Below are 19,217 nucleotides of genomic sequence, written 5' to 3'. Positions count from 1 at the left end.
CCCGATGGAGGCACAGGGCCTCCTCCACCTGCTGGACAAGGTCCGCGAGTGGACGCCGGTGGACTGGGATGCCGTGTACGACGGCCTGGACACCGTCCTGAACAGCGAGGTCAGCCACCATGCCGCAGGCATCGGAACGCGCGACGAGCGCGGAGCGACCCCACCCGAGTACGACGATGCCGAAGACCTCACCCAGCGCTTCCGCGAAGCGCTGATGCAGCTCGTGAACCGTGGGCTGCGCGCCGGCGTCGACACGGCGCACCCGGACATCGCCAACCTGATCGAGGAGGCCCGCGCCCTGCGCACGCAGGAGATACCGGGTGACCGGTGGGAGGCTCTGGCGTTTCTCCGCAGGCTCGGACGGGTCACCCTGGCCCTCGCCGAACGTCTGGAGGAAACCGGCACCGTGAAGGGGTTAGCCGCATGCTGACCACCGACGCAGTCGCCGACCGGTTCCACAGCTACAGCGAATCCGCCATCGCCACCTACCTGCGGCTGCCCCCACAGAGCCCCAGTGCCACTGCCAAGTCGTCACCCATGCATGGCAGCTCCCACCGCACCGACTGGGTGATCACATGACACTGCTGCCCTCCATTCCAGACGGAGAACAGAGCATGCCCCACGCTGAACCCCCCGACCGGTCCGCAGATCAACGCGCTCTGATGGCGCGGCGGCTGGCGGACCCGACGCTGCTCGAACAGGCGGTGGAGATCGAGCTGGACGAGGACGGGTCAACCTGTCTGGCCGTTCCGCTGGGCGGGCAGCGGGTGGCCGGCCAAGTCACGGTTGCCGAGTGGGGGCAGGCCCTGCAGGTCCTGCTGGCTCTGGATGGCCGGACCAGCTTCCCGGACCTGCGAGACGCCAGCTACGGCGGCGCGATCAGCGGGCCGCGCACCATCCGGTGGGGCCTGCACACCAGGCATGCGGAGCCCCGTGAGCGTGCGGGCATGTGGGGCTTTCACGACGCCGGCGTGGAGGCGTACGCGACTGAGCGGACGTGGCGGGACCCGCGTATCCCCGTCACACCGCTCCCGGAGATACCGGCCGCCCCGACCGCGGGACGGATCTACGACCTGCTCCTCGGTGGGCACGACGCCTACTCGGCCGACAGGGAGCTCGTCCGCTCGCTGGCCCGTACCGACACAGAGGCCCTGGCCACCGTCGCGGTGATCAACCGCTTACACCCGACTGGCGTCGCCGCACGCCTCATCCATGCGGGCATTGATCAGTTCCTCGACCTGGGGTGCGGGCTCCCACAGCCCGGTCGCCGGTTCGGCCACACGTATCCCGCGCTGCACGACCTCGTGGCACGGGACGGGGGCAAGCCGCGGGTGGTCTACGCCGACTACGACAGGAGCCTCTTCGCAATCTCCCGGTTCGCGCTTGAGGAGCACCCCCTCGCGCCGGACTGGGTGATCGGCGACATCCGGCACATGAAGCGGTTCCTCCGCTCGGGGCGGGTGCGCCACCTCCTCGACTGGTCGCGCCCGATCGGGGTGCTCCTGCACGACGTCCTACCCTGCGTCGAAGACGACGTGACCGTCGCAGCGGCCTTGGAAACGCTCCGTGAGCATCTGCCCCCGGGTAGCGCCCTGTCCATCACCCATGCCGCCGACCTCGACGACGAGAACCCGATGACTCGGTTCGCCGAGTCGTTCCAGCGGGCGGGATTGACCTTCAAGCCGCGAAGCGCCGTCGCCGTCGAAGCGCTGTTCGGCGGCTGGCCCCTGGAGCCGCCGGGACTCGTACCCACGCACCACTGGCACCAGGACCATCCTGACGACGCTCTCGCTCCCCAAGCAGCAGGGGCGCTCGCCGGGCTGGCCTTCAAACCGGCCTGCTGACCCTGCCTGCCAGGGCCTGGTCGCTGGGCCAGGGCCGCGGAGCCGCTATCGCCGATACCCACCGATGAGAGGAAGAGCCGATGCCGATATCGAAGAGCCGGTGGATCAGCCTCGGTGCCCTGTTCGACGGGCAGACTTTCGCCGATGAGGCACCCTCACCGATCTACACCCGGGGCCTTGACCCCGCTCCGCCACCGCCACCCGGCCCGGCGGCCCCTGACGAGATCGCTTTCGCGGAGACCATGCTGCAGGCCGGCTTCCGGCCGCGGACGCGGTTTCCCGGAAACCGGTACTCGCCGTGGCCGAGCATCTGCGTGGCCTGCGGGGCGCCTCGCAGGCCGTCACTGGCGGACGTCGAACGCGGTGCGGCGGCATGCAAACACGACGCGAGGTCACGCCGTTCACGTACGAAGCGATGACAGGAAGCCGCCGCGCCGCTCGTACCTCGTACCCCGATCAGCCCCGCCTGGCATCCGCCGCGCGGACCAAGCACCCAGAGTGGAAGGACCATTGATGGCCCGCCCCCGACTCCGAACCGGTCGTTGGCGCCTGCCCCCTGAAGCTCAGGCTGAGCTGAACAGGCTGCGCAACATCGAACGCGTCATGAACCCGCCTCGGCGGACGTTCAAGGACAGACTCTGGTCATTACCGTCCCACATCGAGGAGTGGTGGTCCCAGCACGTCAGACACAGAGACCTGCACCGCCAGCTCCTCGCTATGGGCCAGGCATTCCGGGCGCGGGAACCACGATCGAGCGACTTTGACCCGGAGCAGGGCCTAAAGCGGCTCCAGCAGGACACGACTAGCCTCCAGGCGCCTGACGCTCAGTCGTTCGAGGGGCACCACCCGATCAACACGCCTTACGAGCGACCGCTGTGACCGAGCCGCAGGGAACACTCCGGAGGGCCAAGCTCCGCCGCGACACGAGCCTGCCAAGCCGCGGTCCGGCTCGGTGGTCGATCGAGTGCCGACGCCAGAACAGCCAGTGTTCATTGATAGGTCCAGTTCTGTCCGGTTCCGCGGTATTCCTCGACGGGGATCGGCTGGGTTCCGGGCTCCATGCGGGAGCGGTAGAGCTTGCCGTCGAGGTGGTCGACTTCGTGCAGGACCAGGCGCGCCAGTCCGTGGTCGAAGCGGGTCAGCCGGGGTGTTCCGTCGAGGTCGGTGTGGGCGATGACGATGTGGAGGGGGCGGGGGACGATACCTCGGACGTCGAAGAAGGACAGGCATCCTTCGTACTGTCGGTCGGTCTCTGCCGAGGACTCTGCCACCGTGGGGTTGAGCAGCACGATCGGGGTGGATCCGTCTCCGGGTGGGACGACGACGGCGGCGGCGCGGCCGATGCCGATTTGTGGGGCGGCGATTCCCATGCCCTTGCCGAAGTCGTGGAGTTCTTTCACTCGCGAGATCGCTGCGTCGAGTTCGTCTACGACGTGGCGTGCCTGTTCAGCCTCCGCCGGAAGATCGAAGGGCTGTGTGACGGTCTGGAGGAGGATGTCGCCTTCCTGGACGATGCCGGCGGCAGCCATGCGGGCGCTGGGGGTGCGGTTGTTCACGGGCTCGCCTTCTTGAAGGTGTTTGGTCTTCAGCCGCCACTCCATGCGGTATCGGGCGTGGAGAGGCGGGTCCAGGGTCGTCCAGGTGTAGACCGTGTGGTCGGCGTCGGCGGTCTGGGTGGGGGGTGTGCGCAGGGGTGCGTGGTTGGCGCTGAGGGAGGTTTCGGTGCCCCAGACGGTGGGGTGCAGTGCGGTGGGGAAGGAAAGGCTGACGGTCAGCTCGCGGGTGGGGAGCCGGACGGCTCGCTGGAACCAGGGGCCCCATTTGTCAGCAGTGACCGAATAGCTGTAGGTGATGGCGGCTTCCTGGCCCGGGTAGAGGGGGAAGCGGGTGCGCGCGTTGGCGAACTCCAGCCAGACCTCTTTGAAGGCGTCGCGGTCGTGCTTGACCACGCGTCCCATTTCCTCGTCGCCGCAGTGTGCTTCCAACTGGAGTTCTTCCCAGGTGAGGGGATGGGCCCGGTAGAGGGCGTTGGAGCGTTCTGGTTCGCCGGGGTAGCGGTCGACGGCGATGCGGATGAGGTAGCGGGTGATCGGCTCTGTGCCGGTGTTGCGAAGGCGTCGGTGCATCGTCAGGTGGTAGACCGAGCCTTCGTAGCGCAGGGCCGCGGCGTCCTCCAGGACCAGGATGCCGGCAGCGGGCGAGGTGTCCGCAGCTTCCGGAGTGGGCTGCGTGCCGCCGTCGTCGTCTTGCCACGCCTTCCAGATCTTGCCGCCCGCGTCGAGTTCCTTTTCGAGACGGCGGGCCAGGTCCGAGGAGCCGTGTTCCCTCCCGGATTCCAGATGGCTCACGTACGACGGCGAGATGGTCAAGCGGCGGGCCAGGTCCGCCTTGGACAAGCCGCGCACCTCGCGAAAGTGTTTCAGCTCGGCTGCGAACGGTGCTTCTCCCTGGCCCGGCATGTGCAGCCCCCCGTAAGTGAGTTCGCGGAATGCGTGAGTGAGCGCGGCTCACCGATGCCTCATCCTGCCCGCTTCGGGCTGACTGGTACCAGGCGGCGTCGAAGGTAGTCCGACCCCGCTCGTATGGCTGGCGGATTCCCTCGCCGCACAGCAGACCCAGGTCCACACAAACCATTGCCCCGGACAAGGTTCGGGGGACCTCGGAAGGGCACACCCATGCCTCGAACTACCGCACCGCGTCACGCGGTGCTCATCTTCTCCGGCGGCCTGGACAGCGCCGTCACGGCCTACAAGCTCCGCGACGAGGGCGTCGCCGTGAGCCTCCTCTCGTTCAACTACGGACAGCGCCACGTCAAGGAACTGGCTCACGCCGCGAGCCTGGCCGATCAGCTCGGCCTGTCTCACGACATCGTCGACCTGACGTCGCTGGGCCGGATCCTGGGCGGCTCCGCTCTGACCGACCCGGCCATCGAGGTACCGCACGGCCACTACCGCGCCGAGACGATGCGCAGCACGGTCGTCCCGAACCGGAACGCGATCATGCTGGAGATCGCGGCGGGCGCCGCGGTCGCGGCAGGGGCGGACGCGGTGGCGTTCGGGGCGCACTCCGGGGACCACGCGATCTACCCGGACTGCCGGCCGGAATTCTTCACCCTCATCGAAGCGTCCCTGCGGGCGGGAAATGAGGGCCACGTCGACGCCGACTTCCAGCTCGTCGCTCCGTTCCTGGAACTCACCAAGGCCGACATCGTGCGCGAGGGCACCCGCCTGGGCGTGCCCTTCGAGCTGACCTGGTCCTGCTACCAGGGCGGCGAGGTGCACTGCGGCGCCTGCGGGACGTGCGTGGAGCGCCGGGAGGCGTTCGACGAGGCCGCCGTGACCGACCCCACCGTCTATATGCGAACACCGAAGGGCATCGGGCGATGAGCAGGACCCAGCACCTCTTCCGGATTGGGAAGAACTTCCGCTTCGAAGCCACACGACGGCTCCGCGACGGCAGTTACAACGGCCACTCGTTCACCGCGGAGGCCGTGCTGTCCTCCAGGGTGCTCAGCCCGGAGGGATTCGTCGCCGACTTCGGCGACCTTGCCCCTCTCAAGCGGTACATCGACGATGCACTGGACCACCGGATCGTCAACGACTCCGTCACGGACGTCTCCAACGAGGGAATCTCCGAACACCTCTTCACGTGGGCACGCAACCACCTGCCGGCCGACATCGCCTCCGTGCTGGAAGAGGTCCGGGTCCGGACCGGGCGACCGCAGCCTCTCCCATCGGCAGCATTCGCCACCTTCGAGGCGTCGCACCGGCTGCACGGGCTACACGACAGACATCCATGCGGACGCCTGCACGGCCATTCCTACGTGCTCAGCGTGCCCATCTCCGCAGTCCCCCGGCTCGGGGCCGTACCCGTACTGCTACGGAACCACCTGCGAAGCGCCATGCACGGCAAGGTGCTGAACGAGGTGATCCCCGGAATGAATCCGACCTCGGAGAACCTCGCCCAGCACTTCTCGCAGTGGCTGATGGACCGGGCCATGGGCGTCACCATCTGGGGCGGCACGTGCCTGCGGGTCTCGGAGACGGAGACCAGCTGGGCCGAGTATGCAGGAGGCACGGCATGAGCGCAGTTCAGTCCTGCGGCATACGGGTTCGGGTCTCGGAGAGGTTCAGCGGCACGGTCCAAGGCGAGGGCCCCAGCACCGGGGTGCCCGCATGCTTCATCCGCCTCGCCCTGTGCAACCTCATCTGCTCGCCGTGCGACACCCCCTACACCTGGGACACCAGCCGGTACGACCTGCGCAGGGAGGCCCACTACGAGAGCGTCGAGGAGCTGCTCGCATGGGCCTTGGACCAACCAGAGGGCCTCGTGGTCATCACCGGCGGCGAACCGCTGATCCAGATGGCCGGCCTGACCGAGCTGGTCAAGGCGCTACGGGCGGCTGGGCGGACGGTGGAGATCGAGACGAACGGCACCATCGCCCCCTCCGAGGCTCTGGTGGCGGCCGGACCGTACTTCAACGTCTCGCCGAAACTGTCCCGGTTCGGAGCAGCCATGCCGGAGGAAAGGCGGCTGGTCCCCGATGTTCTGCGGGCGTTCGTCACCACCCGCCGGGCCCGCTTCAAGTTCGTCGTCTCCGAGCCGGCCGAAGTTGCTGAGATCGCCGCGTTGGAGGCGGCCCACGCGCTGACCGACATCTCCGTGATGCCTGAGGGCACCGACGCGGAAGCGATCCTCACCGGGATGCGTGTCCTGGAGAGTGCGGTACGGGAGCGGGGCTACCGGCTCGGCACCCGTCTGCACGTGCTGCTGTGGGGTGACGAGCGTGGCCGCTGAACACCCCACCCCAAACGGGTTGGTGGTCGTGGCGTGCTGCAAGGAGAAGCGGGTGACAACCGACCCGATTCCCGCGCTCGACCTGTACGAGGGGTGGGTCGTCCCGCTCGTCCGCGACAGGGTCACCGAGCGCAGCGGGCTGCGGGCTCGGGTCCTGGTGCTGTCGGCCCGGTACGGGTTGGTCACCGCTGACGCGCCGGTCTCCACGTACGAGCAGCCCATGACCGAAGAGCGGGCGCGCGTCTTGACCGGACCGACGTCTCAGGCCCTGCGCCGGCATCTGGCCCGATTCCCCTCCTCCGAGGCCCTGCTGCTGATGGAACCCCCGTACGCCAAGGTGCTCGGCCCGATCCCGGTGACGAGGACGTACCTGATCACCGACCCGATGGACCGCCGCATCGACATCCACGCCGTCCTCGACTCCTGGAGCTGGCCGTGACCACCCGCATCTTCGAGAACCACCGCGTCTGGCAGCTCGCACAGGACGACTTCCTCACCGCGGCATGCCTGATCGCGGCTCAGGAAGCCGAGCACGCACCGGCAGCCGTCCTGGGAATCGCCCGCGGCGGTGTCCCCCTTGCCGAGATCGTCGCCGAGCAGCTCGGTGTCCCGGCCGTCGCCGTCCGGGCTCGCCACAACGAGCCCGAGGGCATCCGGCAGGCCGCCACCGGCCGGGTTCTCCTCGATCACGAGCACAACCAGGACGCGTTCGCCTCGCTGCCCGCTTCCGCCCGTTTGCTGGTCGTCGACGACATTTGCGGCTCGGGGGCGACCTTGCGCGCGGTCGAGGACGTGCTCGCCGCCACAGTGAGCCCCTCCGAGGTCCGTACGGCTGTGCTCTGCCGTAACGAGGGCTCCCAGTACCCGCTCGACATCTGGGGCTGGGACGTCGCCGACTGGGTCCACTTCCCGTGGGAGCCCGAGCCGCAATCCGGCCGCATCGAAGCGCTGCCCCCGCTCACCGGTCTGCGCAGTCATTCCAAGCCGCCCGGGACCCGTGCCTGAGCGGCACCGTCTGCACCCGTCACCCTTCCACGGATCAAGAGGAGGCAGGCCATGTTCGGCCTGAACCCCGGCGACCGCGTTCTGGCTGTCGCCCCGCACCCCGACGACGAGACCCTCGGCGCCGGGGGCACCATCGCCCGCCTCACCACCGCCGGAATCGCCGTACACGTCCTGGCCGTGGCCTGCCTGACCCAGCCCCGGTGGGGAACCCCCACCGACAGCAGGCTGCGGCACGAGGAGTTCGATGCGGCCTGTGACGTCCTCGGCGTCAGCGGTCGGCGCATCGCCTGGAGCGACACCACCCAGGCCGGCGACCTCGCAGGTCACCTTGCGGAACTGGTCCACCTCATCGAGGCCGGCCCAGAGCTCTCCCTCGCCGCACTGGAGCCGGCCGCGCTCCTCATCCCCGCGGCAGGGGCCGTCCACCAGGACCACCAGGTCGTCCATCAGGCCGCCTACGCGTCGGCCCGGCCCAGCGGGGCGTTGCGGCACTGGCCGCCGATGGTCCTGGGCTTCCACGGCCCCGAGGACCACGCCTGGAGCCGGGAGCTCCCGCGCCCCACCGTGTGGGTCGACGTCACCAGCACAGCGGCGGTGAAGGACAAGGCGCTGGAGTGCTACGCCCGCGAGCTGCGCGATAGCGACCACCCTCGGTCCCTGGAGCGGATCCGGGCGATCGACTCCGCGACCAGGGCAGCCTGCGGCGCCGAGCGGGCGGAAGCGTTCGTCACCTACCGGATGGTGTGCTGATGGGCGGCGTCCTGGTTGCCCACCAGCCAGCCTATCTGCCCTGGCCCGGGTACTTCTCGCGGCTGACCGACGCGGACGAACTGGTCCTGTTGGACCACGTGCAGTTCACCGAACGAGGCTGGCAGAACCGCAACTACATCCGTGGTACCCCCGGACCTCTCAGGATCACCGTGCCGGTGCGACGCCGTTTCGGACAGCGCATCACCGACACCCGCATCGCCGACACCGCGTGGGCCGGGCGGCACTGGCGCAGCCTCGTCCAGACGTACGGGCGCGCCCCGTACTGGCCCGAGCACGGGGAGGCTCTCGGAGCCGTCTATCGGACGCCGTGGACGCACCTCGCGGACTTGAACGCGGCGTTGCTGAGGCTGCTGCTCGACTCGTTCGGTCTACCCATGGCAATGGTGCGCACCAGCGATCTACCCCCGGCGGGACGGCAGACCGACATGCTGATCGATCTGTGCAGACAGCGCGGCGCGACGCGACTGCGGGTGGGGACCGGCGCGCTGGCCTACCTCGACCACCGTCTGCTGGCCGACCGTGCCATCACCGTCGAGGTCGCCACGTACTCCCATCCCCCCTACGGCAGCGCGCCCGGCTGGCAGCCGGGCCTGAGCGCCCTGGACCTGCTGCTGCACGAGGGCCCTAACGCCGCTTCCATCCTCCGTGCCGGTGCACGGACCGAGACGAAGGACAGCGCCTGATGACGACCCAGGACACCCCCTTACCGGGCCCGCGCGTGAACGGCGAGAAGGTCGCCGACCTCTGCCGACAGCTCCTTGAGGCGGTGGGTGAAGACCCGGAGCGTGAGGGGCTGCAAGGCACCCCGGAACGGGTCGCCCGCTGGTGGACGGAATTCCTTGACCACGACCCCGGTCGCATGGACACCGTCTTCGAGGAGGACCTGCCCGCCGGCACCGACCGGGTGGTCATCGTGCGGGGCATCGTCGCCTGGAGCCTGTGCGAGCATCATCTGATGCCCATGAGGCTGGAGTTGACAATCGGCTACCGGCCTTGCGGAAGCGTGCTGGGCCTGTCGAAGTTCGCCCGGATCGTTGCCGCGCACGCGCACCGCCTCCAGCTCCAGGAGCGGATCGTCGACGGCGTCGCCGCGGACGTGGCCAAAGTGACCGGATCTGCTGACGTCGGGGTGGTCGCCGAAGGCACGCACCTGTGCATGAGCATGCGGGGTGTCCGCCAGGACCAGGCCCGTACCCTGAGCCACAGCCTCAGTGGCGCATTCGCCGACGGGGGCATCCTCGGGGGCGAACTCCTCGCGGCGGCCGGGGCCGGGCGGCGGTGAGCGGGTGCGCGCCCGGACAGGGCCGTCTTTCGCCGGAGGCAAGCCCGCGTGTGCTGGTGAGCGGGCCGGTTCTTCCTCCGGGGAACGTACCTGCTGCCCGGGACACCTCCACGGTAGCGGCAGAAATCGATCCGGTGGAGTGGATCCGCATATCCGGCGGCCCAATTCCGGCCGGGGAGTGGCACCCCGCCCAGGAGGCAGCCACGCTGTGGTGGGCCGCGGCACCCCTGGCGGTGGCCGGGATGCCGGTGACCGGCCTGACCCTGCCCCAAGCCGCCCAACTTGCTCACCGGTTCGGGGCGAGGGTCCCGACATCCGCCGAATGGGAGTGGATGGCCTCCGGCACCATCCGCCGCTTCCCCTGGGGTGACCACTTGCCCAGCCACCGGCACGCGAACCTCCGCGACCTCGGGCCCGGCCATCCCACACCGGTCCGGGCCTACTCAGCTGGCCGCACCCCGGATGGCCTGTGGGACGTGGGCGGCAACGTGTGGGAGTGGACGATGGCGCCGTGGCGCCGCGACCGCGTCGCCCTGCTGCGGGGCGGCTCCTACAACTCCCTTACTCAGTACGCCGAGTGCGCTCACGCCAACGACATCCCTCCTGGCATCGCCTCGCCGGGGATCGGGCTGCGGCCCGTCCGTGACACGGCCCCTACCTCGTCGACCCATGGAGACACTCCGTGAACATTGCCTTCGTCCTGGTCACCCACAATCCCGACGAGCCCGCCGGGATCGAGCGCAGCATCGCGGCCCTCGCCCTTGGTCTGCGCGAACTCGGCCACCGCGCCCTGATCATCGCCGCCGGTCCGTCCAACGCCGCCGACGGCGAGGACCTGCTCCGCCTGAACAGCCTGACCCTGCCCCGGCCCGCACTGGAGGAGCACCTCACCGCTCTCCTGGCCGATCCGGCGCCCGTGGCGCAGGAGATCCGCGGGCTTCTGGCCGGCCACACGGTCGATCTGGTGTGCTGGGTGGACGCGGTGTGGGGGCTGGGCTACCTCAGCCCGGCACCGGCAGGGACGGCCACCGCTCTGATGGTGCACGTCCCGCGCACCGACGCCCCCCTCTACCGGAGCCTGGAGCACCGCCCGGGCAGGGTCCTGACGGTCAGCGAATTCATGGTCGAGGAATTCGCCCGCGAGGGCGTAGATTCCAGCGCCTGGGCTGTAGTGCCCAACGCCCTCATGCACACGACGACGCCGCCTGCATCGGAGGGGCGAGAGGCGCTGCGCGAGCGCGGGCCGGTGCGGATCGTGGTCCGGGCCGAGCCGCACAAGGGCGTCGCCGAGCTCTTGAAGGCGTATCCCGCCGGGCTGGGCAGGCCGGTGCAGATCGTGCTGGCCGAGGCGGGATTCGAGTACTGGCCGGGCATGCAGAACGAAGTGGTCGTCGAGTGCCGGGCCCTTGCCGCCGGTCTACCTGACGTGGAGATCCTTCCGGCCCTGCCTTGGCAAGAGGTCCCGGGCTTCCTCGCGGGGGCGGCCGTCACGGTCGTCTCCTCGACCAGCCCGGAGACGTTCGGGAACGTCGCCGCGGAGGCCCTGTCCGTGGGGACACCGGTGGCCGGTTACGGGCTCGGGCATCTGCCGGCCCTCACCGGCACCGCTGGCCGGATGACCCCTCTGGAGAGCGGTCCCGACGTCCTGTGGGAGGCCGTCGTGAGCCTGCTCGACGACCCAGCGGCCTACCACGAGGCATCCCTCGCCGGACCGGGCCAGGTTGCCGCCCACACCCCGGCTGCCGTCGCCCGCACGTTTCTGGCCGCCACCGGGCTGGCCACGTGACCGAGCGAACGGCGGCGCACTCGCTGATGCGGCAGACCGTCAGCGAACTGGCCCTGAAGCGCGCCGCACGCCAGTGCATGGGACGCAGCGGCTCCCCCGGTGCCGACGGCATGACCTGGAAGACCTTCCGCCAAGACCTGACGGCCCGTATCGAGGTGCTGTCCGCGGCTCTGTCCGACGGAACGTGGTGCCCCGGGCCGCTGCGCATCAAGGAGTTCGAGGCTTGGGGCAAACGGCACACCGTCACGATCCCCACAGTCACCGATCGGATCGTCCACCGGGCTCTGCGCAACGCGATCGAGCCCGTTCTGGAGCGAGACGCCTACCCGCCCTGGATGTTCGGCTGGCACCGGCGGGCGGGGCGACCCCTCGCGGTCGCGGCAGCGGCTCGCCACCTGAGCGCCGGTCTGCCCTGGGTCGCCGACATCGACGTCGCCGCCGCCAGCCGCGGTGTCGCCTTGGAGGATGCGGTGGCCTCCGTCGCCCGCTTCGTCCACGACGGCAGCGTTCTCACGCTCCTGCGGCGCATCGTGACCGCGCTGCCCGCCCCGCTCGCGCCCGGCAGCGGGTTGAGCCCGATGCTGACCAACCTCCGGATGACCCCCGTCGACCAGCAGCTGACCGGATGGACGGCCGTGCGGATGACGGATAACTACACCCTGTTCGCCGCCACCGACGTCGAGGCAGACGCCGCCTACCGCCACCTGACCGGCCTGCTCACCGCCCACGGGATGGAGCCGGCACCGGCGAAGTCGAAGATCTGGCGGCCGAATCCGGAAGACCTCTACGCCGCAGGCTGACGCACAAGGAGGAGCCCTCGTTGTCCACGACCAACGCACTGCTGTACTGCGCCGTGAACGGCATCGCCAACAACACCAACGGCATCGGCCGCCAGGCCAAGACCTTCCTGGCCACCCTCGCCCGTCACTACCACCGCATGAGCGCTCGCGTCGGCGCCTTCGCCCCGTACCTCGCTGTCCCCGAGCCAGGCCCAGCCACCTGGGGGTACAACGAGGGCGACCTCCGCTACGCCCGCCGCGTCGTCGAAGGGCTCGGCGGCGAGGTGATCACCCTGCCCTACGACACCCGCCGCCCCTTCTGGCAGCCCGAGACCTGGCGACGGCTGTCCGGCGAAGCCGCCCGCGCCGCCGGACAACTCGCGGACCGGTACGACAAAGTGCTGGCCATCGGCATCGACACCCCCTTCGCAGGACTCGCCCAGCACACCCACCCCGGTGTCAAGATCCTGCTGGCCTTGTTCTCCACCGCCCGCATCACCGAACGCCCCCACCCCGACCCCGGCCGCATCGCCTGGGAGGAAGAGGGCATCGCCGCCGTCAACCTCCACCCCAGCGCCTGGGTCGCCGGCATCGGCGACTTCCTCAGCCGCCATCTGAAGGACCAGTACGGCCTCGACCCGGCGAAGCTCCGCTCCTGGCCCTCCGGACTCCACCTCACCGGCCCCGACCTCACACCACCCACCAGCACCGAAGCCGCACGCATCGTACGGGGGCTCGGCATCCCTGCAGACCGCCCGATCGTCGCCGCGGTCGGTCGCACCGATCACACCAAGGGCCTCGACGTCCTCATCGAGGAACTCGCCCCTCTGCGTGACGAGGTGCACCTGGCGATGGTCACCGTCCCGACCGATGACGACCGCGCCGTCCTCCTGGACTCCTACCGCGCTCGCAGCGCCGAGCTCGGGCTCAGCGCCACCATCATCGGCCGATACGACCGGGACATCCCCCGCGCGTTGGCCGCCTGGCCCGGCACCTGCGCCATGGCCGTCCCCAGCCGCGGGGAGACCCTGGCCAACATCGTCTTCGAGACCGCCCTGTGGGCCCAGCACACGGGAGCCGTCATCCTGGCCCCCACCATCGACGGCTTCCCCGAACAGATCACCGACGGCCACAACGGGCTGCTCTACGACCCCGCCCCCGGCGCCCTGACCGCCGGCCTGCGCCGGGCACTCGCCCTCACCAGCGACGAACGGGCCCGCATGCGCACCGCCGCCCACCGCAAGGTCATAAGCGAACGCGACGCCGCCGAGCACCTCGCGTCGCTGCTGGCCGCGTTCTGGCAGCCGGCCGCCACCCCGGTGGCTAGACTCCTTGGTCGTCCGGCAACGGATGCCCGTACGCCGCGGTCACAGGCACCCACCAGCACGCACCACCCCCTGGAGGCCATGCCATGACCGCTCTCCTGCTTGTCGACGGCCACTACCTCCTCCACCGCGCATGGTTCGGATTCGCCGCCCGCATCACCAGCCGTGACAAGACCGCCGACCGCACGGGTGTCTTCGGCTTCACCGCGCTTCTGCGCAAAGCCCAGGCCCAGCACGCCGAAGGCTTCGAGATCTTCGTGGTCTTCGACGCCGAGGACGGCTCCCAAGCCCGGGCGGGACAGGACGGCGGCTACAAGGCTCAGCGGCCCAATCCGGACCCCGGCCTCATGGAGTCCCTGTCCTTGGTGAAGAACGCTCTCGACCACAGCGGCGTCCGGTGGATCGAGGAGGAAGGCTGCGAGGCGGACGACGTCATCGCCACCCTGGTCACCCGCGCCCGCGCAGACGCACGTCCGGTCGACATCATGACGTCCGACAAGGACTACATCCAGCTCCTGGGCGACCCCAGCGTGCGCCTGTTGAACACCGGCCTCGCTCAGGAGCGCCGCTACACCGCCAGCGAGCACGTCCATCCCCGCTACAGCGTTCTCGCCGAGCAGTGGCCGGACTTCCGTGCGCTGATGGGCGACCCCGCCGACAACATCCCCGGCATCCGAGGCATCGGCGCCAAGACCGCCGCCCGGCTCCTGATTGGCGGACGCCAGCTTGAGAACATCCCGCCCGACGAGCTGCGCGCGCCCTGGACAAGGCAGTGGTCACAGGCTCTGCGCTGGCGCGAAATGATCAAACTCGACACAAAGGTCGAACTCCCCGACCACCTCCTCACCGCCGCGCCTGCCGCACCGCTACCCAAGGCCGCGGACGTCCTGGAAGCACTGGACCTGTGGTGACCATAGCCAAGATCGCGATATGGGACTTCGACGGAACGCTCGGCCACCGTCGGCACGGCACCTGGGCCGAGAGCCTCCTAGAGGTCCTGGACGTTCAGGAGCCCGGCCATCCCTGGTCCTTCCCTGAGATGTTCGACGCTCTCGCCACCGGCTTCCCCTGGCACGCCGCGCACGCCCCCCACCCGCACCTGTGCGACCCCGACGCCTGGTGGGACCACATCACCGCCGTCATCACCAAAGCCCTCACCCGCCTCGGTATATCCCGCCCGTACGCCGCGGCGGCAGCGACCCGCGCCGCGTACACCGACCCCAGCATGTGGAGCCTGTACCCGCAGGCTCTGTCCGTTCTCGACCAGCTCACCGCGCTCGGCTGGAAGCACGTGCTCCTCTCCAACCATGTCCCCGAACTCCCCGCGCTCCTGTCCGCCCTTGGCGTCGACACCCGGTTCCAAGCAGTCATCAACTCCGCCGCCAGCGGCTACGAGAAGCCGCACCCCCAGGCTTTTCGCCTCGCCAAGGAAGCCGCCAGCTCAGCACGCCGCCTCGTCATGATCGGCGACAACCCCGAAGCGGACGTCGCAGGAGCACGCCATGCCGGAATCGACGCCATATGGGTACGCCGCAATCAGCACACCGATACACCTGACCTCGACGCAGCCGCCCACATCCTCTTGGACCCCGATCTCCTACGCAGTCAACCGCATCCGGCCCTGCACGAGGTCCCTCCACTCAGCACAACCACAACGAGACCACTGCCAATCCGGTAGCCTCGCTGACGTCCGCACCGCGGAAGCCCGGTAGCGCCCCGGCCCAGGCGCGCCGGAGCCACCGTGCACGACACCGCCCCAACCTCCTTGCAAGCCGAGTGCCTTGCTGCCTTCAGCGCCCTTCGCGCCGACATCAACCTGAACGCTGAGACGGCGATCGAGCTCGGGGAGGGCTGCAACCACTTCCTTCCCTCCCCGGATCTCGCTCGCTACCTCTCCACTCTGCTGGACCGCTTCATCCGCGACGGAACGCTCTCCGCCTATTCCGGCTGTCGCGCACCCGGCACCAAGGCAGCGATGGCCGAACTGCTGAATCATCAGCTGAACACGCACCTCAACGCATCGGACATCTTCTTCACCCGCGGCGGCACCGAGGCCATCAACCTGACTATCGGCCACCTCGCCGAATCCAGCCACGGCCTTGTCCTGCCCCTGCCCAACTACTACGCCTTCGACCAGAGTGCCCTCCGCTGGGGAGCGCCCGTCACCGCGTACTACCGGCATGACGGTGCCATCCATGCCACCGGCGCGGACCCCGCCCGCCGAACCTGTCTCGTCGAGGTCCTCCCCAACGGTGTGACCGGCGCTCGTCACGCCCTGCCGCATCAGCTCGGCACGGACTTCACGCTCATCGACGTGCCCTTCCAGATCGGAACCGCCGGCCCTCAGCCGACGGCGATACTCCGCGACCGCGTCAGCGCCATCAACCTGGACAGCGCCGCCCTGATCCTCACCGCCTCGAAGGACCTCTCGCTGCCCGGCCTGCGCGCGGCCGTCGTCGTCACCAGGAACAGAGCTTTGCTGGACCACCTCGGCCGCGACCGGTTCGAGCGGATGGCGACAGGCGGCGACCCTGTCAGCGAGGTCGTCATGCTCTTCTACGCCTCCCTTCTCACCGTCCTGGACGCCCCCGTCGAGCAGACCGGCAAGCTGGTGCAGGTCGCGCAGGACTGTGTCCGTCGCGCAGGTCTGCCGGAACTTCCTGACGAGGAGACGTACCGCCGTGTCCGCAACCACCTCGCCGCCATGAGCAAACGCTTCCGCCGCAATGCCCGCGCGCTCGAAGCCTCGCCGCTGCGGCGCATCACCGGCCTGGATCCGTCTGCAGGCTATTCCACCTTCGCCGAACTTGGCACACCACAGGAAGACTTCCTCGCCTGGGTGATGCGCTGCGGCAAGGCCGGGCTCCGGCTCAACCCCGCCGTCGTGCACGGCGGCACCTCCGCTGCGTGGGAAGCACTCCATCCAGGAGGTCAGCTCTTGCGCATCAACCTCTCCGAAGAACCCTCTTTCCTGGACCACGGGATGGCTCTCCTCGGGCGCCACGCCGGCCACCCTGCCCCCAGCAGACAGCAGAGACCTGACCTGCCGTGAAAAACCGCTCGATGAGAGTCAGCTCTGCGTACCCATCCGACGACGTGCTCGGCGTTTCGGCCAACCGCGTCTCGACACCAGCCCTTACGGCACAAGGGTCGCTGCATCGCACATGTTCGCGATCCGCCCAAGCCCAAGCCCTGTAGACCGACTGGATTACGTGCGTTCGAAACCCGGAGCGCGTCGTTAGTCCCGGCGTCCCCCTCCCGTCCGGCAGCCCATACCGGGCCGCCGCACCCCTTCTCCCTCTCGGAGGCACCATGTTCCCCCTGCCCGTCCGCCATCCGGTCCCGCTCGGCAATCTGCCGTCTGACCCGCACACACATGGAATCCCACCCCTGCTCACAGGGTCGCTCGCGACCGTGTCCGGCTGGGCATCATGCCGGGCTCCGGGGAGGTCCGCATGACGCAGACACCCACCGAGAAACCCGAGCCCGAAGTCTCCGCATCCGAACAGTTGCTGTTCGGCGGTGAACTGGCGTACGACATCGGCTGGAACCGCCACCAGGGCGCCTGGCTTACCCTGGACCTGTGGGCGATGGCCCGCTCCCTGCCCAAGCTCATCGCCACCGCGGTGCGGCTCTCCCACAAGGCCGACCCCCGAGCCCTGCGGACGGTGTGGACGGCCGAGGTCGGACGTGGCATCACGCAGGCTGTGGGGCTGGTCGCGGTCAACGCGGTACTCGGGCATCTCCTGACCGCGGGGTCTACCACGGAGCGGCTCACCCAAGCGGTGCCCGCTCTGATCGCCGTAGCCGTCGCGGGGCTGCTGGGGTCGCTGCTGCAGTCGGCTTCCACCGCCGCGACCGGCAGCCTGGAACCGAAAGTCCAACGCGTGGCGACGGAACGGTACCTGTCGCGGGTGGCGCGGGTGGAGTTGTCGGCGATCGAAGACGACGAGTTCCACCGCCTGCTCGATTCGGCTGGTTACGGGGCGGAGTCCGCGCGGCGGATGGTGAAGTACTGCACCTCGGTCCTCAACTCGATGATCTCGCTGATCGCGGCGGCTGGTGTGCTGACCGTGCTGCACTGGACTCTTCTGCCGCTGCTGGTCGTGATGACCCTGCCGAGCGCCTGGAGTTCGCTGACGATCGCCAAGATGCGCTACATCAGCTTCCACCAGTTCGTCCAGCACGCCCGCGCCGGACAACTCCTCGGCCGGTTGCTCATCGACCAGCAGGCCGCGGGTGAAGTGAGGGTCCACGACGTCGGCCCGTTCCTGCTGACCCACTTCCGCGGCATGGCCCAGACCAGCGAACGGGAAGCCACCCGGCTGGCCCGAGCAGCCGCCCGCAAAGGACTGGTCGCGGACGGCGCGACCGGCATCGCCACCGTCGTCACCTACGGGGTGCTGGGCCTGCTGCTGTGGAGTGGTCATATGAATCTCGCGGTCGCCGGCACCGCCGTACTCGCCATCAGGACCGGCTCCGCCAGCCTCGACCGACTCGTCCTGCAGATCACCGATCTGCATCAGGAGGCCCTGTTCGTCGCGGACTTCGAGAAACTCTGCGCCGAGGCCACCGACCGCGCCATCCCCACCACCGGCCGGGACCTCCCCGCGCACATCGAGGAGATCCGCTTCGAGAACGTCACCTTCACCTACCCCGGCAGCAGCGGCGAACCTTCACTGCGCGAGGTGGACGTGACCATCCCGACCGGGAAGATCATCGCCCTGGTCGGGAGCAACGGCAGCGGCAAGAGCACCCTGGTGAAGCTGCTGTGCGGCCTGTACCAGCCGGACGAGGGCCGAGTGCTGTGGGACGGCGTCGACACCCGGGACGCGGACCGCGCACAGCTCTTCTCACGGGTGGCCATGGTCGCCCAGGACTTCTACCGGTGGCCCTTCACCGCCCGCGTCAACATCGGCATCGGCCGCAGCGACGCACCGATGGACGACACCACCATCGGCGCCGCCGCCGACTACGCCGGCGCCGACGAGGTACTGGCCAAACTCCCGCGCGGCCTTGCCACCCTGCTCGCCCGCGGCTACAGGGGCGGCCATCAGATCTCCGGCGGCCAGTGGCAGCGCATCGGCATCGCCCGAGCCCGCTTCCGCGGCGCCGAGGTACTGATCGTGGACGAACCCACCAGCGCCTTGGACGCGGTCGCCGAGCAGCGCGTCTTCGACCAGATCCGCAACCTCGCCGGCGAAGGCCAGACGATCATCCTGATCACCCACCGGCTGCACTCCGTCCGCCACGCCGACCTCATCTACGTCCTCGACGACGGCCGCATCGCCGAGGCCGGCAGGTTCGAGCAGCTCATGGACCCGATCACCGGAACCGGCGCGTTCCGCGACGCCTATCTGCTGCAGTCCCGGGCCTACGAGCACACCATCCCGCACCAAGCCGACGGCACCAGCCGCGACACCACAGCCTCACTGGGAGGCCCCACATGCTGAGCGCCCACATGACCGGCTGGCAGACGTTGATGCCACCCCGGGCCTTCTCCCAGCTTGGCGCCCTCGAACGAGCCCGGCGTGGCCAGGGCCCCGCCTACCTGCTCACACACACCTGACGGGTGGGTGCATCCATGACCACCCAGTCCGAAGAGGCGCGTACGGGCGGGCACCGCAC

General features: G+C 69.3%; 21 protein-coding genes. 20 read left to right on the top strand and 1 reads right to left on the bottom strand.

Annotated elements, in window-relative coordinates; genetic code table 11:
* Window positions 1-4: 4 nt before the first annotated feature.
* From V1460_RS13075 to V1460_RS13065, 3 genes are read left to right on the top strand one after another with little or no spacing between them, the layout of a single operon-like run.
* Window positions 5-430: a DUF6415 family natural product biosynthesis protein gene (locus tag V1460_RS13075; RefSeq protein ID WP_338673897.1), complete on the top strand. Its 426-nt coding sequence runs from the start codon at window positions 5-7 to the stop codon at window positions 428-430.
* Window positions 424-579, top strand: coding sequence for a hypothetical protein (locus V1460_RS13070; protein WP_338673896.1), 156 nt, complete (start codon window positions 424-426; stop codon window positions 577-579). Before V1460_RS13075 ends, V1460_RS13070 begins: the two co-directional genes overlap by 7 nt.
* Before the next feature lie 35 nt (window positions 580-614).
* A complete protein-coding gene (locus V1460_RS13065) occupies window positions 615-1,844 on the top strand; it encodes a DUF6302 family protein (RefSeq protein ID WP_338673895.1) in 1,230 nt (409 codons plus the stop codon).
* A 989-nt stretch (window positions 1,845-2,833) separates the two neighbouring features.
* On the opposite strand, the gene V1460_RS13060 is transcribed toward V1460_RS13065, so the two are convergent.
* Window positions 2,834-4,303 (bottom strand): peptide deformylase, encoded by a 1,470-nt coding sequence (locus V1460_RS13060; RefSeq protein WP_338673894.1) that lies wholly within the window; start codon window positions 4,301-4,303, stop codon window positions 2,834-2,836.
* A gap of 216 nt (window positions 4,304-4,519) precedes the next feature.
* Between V1460_RS13060 and queC the strand changes: the two genes are divergently transcribed.
* From queC to V1460_RS12975, 17 genes are all read left to right on the top strand, one after another.
* Window positions 4,520-5,230, top strand: coding sequence for a 7-cyano-7-deazaguanine synthase QueC (queC, locus tag V1460_RS13055; protein WP_338673893.1), 711 nt, complete (start codon window positions 4,520-4,522; stop codon window positions 5,228-5,230).
* Entirely contained in the window at window positions 5,227-5,928 is a 702-nt protein-coding gene (locus tag V1460_RS13050; RefSeq protein ID WP_338673892.1) for a 6-carboxytetrahydropterin synthase, read from the top strand. Before queC ends, V1460_RS13050 begins: the two co-directional genes overlap by 4 nt.
* The gene (locus V1460_RS13045; protein WP_338673891.1) at window positions 5,925-6,641 is read left to right on the top strand and encodes a 7-carboxy-7-deazaguanine synthase QueE; all 717 of its coding nucleotides are present in this window, start codon (window positions 5,925-5,927) and stop codon (window positions 6,639-6,641) included. The genes V1460_RS13050 and V1460_RS13045 overlap by 4 nt, the downstream gene beginning before the upstream one ends.
* Window positions 6,553-7,080 carry a DUF6884 domain-containing protein gene (locus V1460_RS13040; protein ID WP_338673890.1) on the top strand — a complete coding sequence of 176 codons (528 nt, stop codon included), beginning with the start codon at window positions 6,553-6,555 and terminating at the stop codon, window positions 7,078-7,080. Before V1460_RS13045 ends, V1460_RS13040 begins: the two co-directional genes overlap by 89 nt.
* On the top strand, window positions 7,077-7,646 hold the full coding sequence (locus tag V1460_RS13035) for a phosphoribosyltransferase domain-containing protein (RefSeq protein ID WP_338673889.1): 570 nt from the start codon (window positions 7,077-7,079) through the stop codon (window positions 7,644-7,646). The genes V1460_RS13040 and V1460_RS13035 overlap by 4 nt, the downstream gene beginning before the upstream one ends.
* Window positions 7,647-7,697: 51 nt before the next feature.
* Complete coding sequence (locus V1460_RS13030; RefSeq protein WP_338673888.1) at window positions 7,698-8,396, top strand: PIG-L deacetylase family protein; 699 nt, start codon at window positions 7,698-7,700, stop codon at window positions 8,394-8,396.
* Window positions 8,396-9,100: a WbqC family protein gene (locus tag V1460_RS13025; protein ID WP_338673887.1), complete on the top strand. Its 705-nt coding sequence runs from the start codon at window positions 8,396-8,398 to the stop codon at window positions 9,098-9,100. Before V1460_RS13030 ends, V1460_RS13025 begins: the two co-directional genes overlap by 1 nt.
* A complete protein-coding gene (folE, locus tag V1460_RS13020) occupies window positions 9,100-9,699 on the top strand; it encodes a GTP cyclohydrolase I FolE (RefSeq protein WP_338673886.1) in 600 nt (199 codons plus the stop codon). The genes V1460_RS13025 and folE overlap by 1 nt, the downstream gene beginning before the upstream one ends.
* Window positions 9,700-9,833: 134 nt before the next feature.
* A complete protein-coding gene (locus tag V1460_RS13015) occupies window positions 9,834-10,385 on the top strand; it encodes an SUMF1/EgtB/PvdO family nonheme iron enzyme (protein ID WP_338673885.1) in 552 nt (183 codons plus the stop codon).
* A complete protein-coding gene (locus V1460_RS13010) occupies window positions 10,382-11,485 on the top strand; it encodes a glycosyltransferase family 4 protein (protein WP_338673884.1) in 1,104 nt (367 codons plus the stop codon). Before V1460_RS13015 ends, V1460_RS13010 begins: the two co-directional genes overlap by 4 nt.
* Complete coding sequence (locus tag V1460_RS13005; RefSeq protein ID WP_338673883.1) at window positions 11,482-12,285, top strand: reverse transcriptase domain-containing protein; 804 nt, start codon at window positions 11,482-11,484, stop codon at window positions 12,283-12,285. The genes V1460_RS13010 and V1460_RS13005 overlap by 4 nt, the downstream gene beginning before the upstream one ends.
* Window positions 12,286-12,305: 20 nt before the next feature.
* Complete coding sequence (locus V1460_RS13000) at window positions 12,306-13,679, top strand: glycosyltransferase family 4 protein (RefSeq protein ID WP_338673882.1); 1,374 nt, start codon at window positions 12,306-12,308, stop codon at window positions 13,677-13,679.
* The gene (locus V1460_RS12995) at window positions 13,676-14,500 is read left to right on the top strand and encodes a 5'-3' exonuclease H3TH domain-containing protein (protein WP_338673881.1); all 825 of its coding nucleotides are present in this window, start codon (window positions 13,676-13,678) and stop codon (window positions 14,498-14,500) included. The genes V1460_RS13000 and V1460_RS12995 overlap by 4 nt, the downstream gene beginning before the upstream one ends.
* A complete protein-coding gene (locus V1460_RS12990; protein WP_338673880.1) occupies window positions 14,497-15,267 on the top strand; it encodes an HAD family hydrolase in 771 nt (256 codons plus the stop codon). Before V1460_RS12995 ends, V1460_RS12990 begins: the two co-directional genes overlap by 4 nt.
* A 63-nt stretch (window positions 15,268-15,330) precedes the next feature.
* A complete protein-coding gene (locus tag V1460_RS12985) occupies window positions 15,331-16,641 on the top strand; it encodes a hypothetical protein (protein ID WP_338673879.1) in 1,311 nt (436 codons plus the stop codon).
* Between the two features lie 403 nt (window positions 16,642-17,044).
* Complete coding sequence (locus V1460_RS12980; RefSeq protein WP_338673878.1) at window positions 17,045-19,042, top strand: ABC transporter ATP-binding protein; 1,998 nt, start codon at window positions 17,045-17,047, stop codon at window positions 19,040-19,042.
* Entirely contained in the window at window positions 19,036-19,158 is a 123-nt protein-coding gene (locus V1460_RS12975) for a hypothetical protein (protein ID WP_338673877.1), read from the top strand. Before V1460_RS12980 ends, V1460_RS12975 begins: the two co-directional genes overlap by 7 nt.
* Window positions 19,159-19,217: the final 59 nt, after the last annotated feature.

This window comes from Streptomyces sp. SCSIO 30461 (assembly GCF_037023745.1).
Taxonomy (GTDB): domain Bacteria; phylum Actinomycetota; class Actinomycetes; order Streptomycetales; family Streptomycetaceae; genus Streptomyces.
The sequence above is the reverse complement of the archived record's forward strand: the minus strand, read 5'-3'. Positions and strand labels throughout refer to the sequence as shown.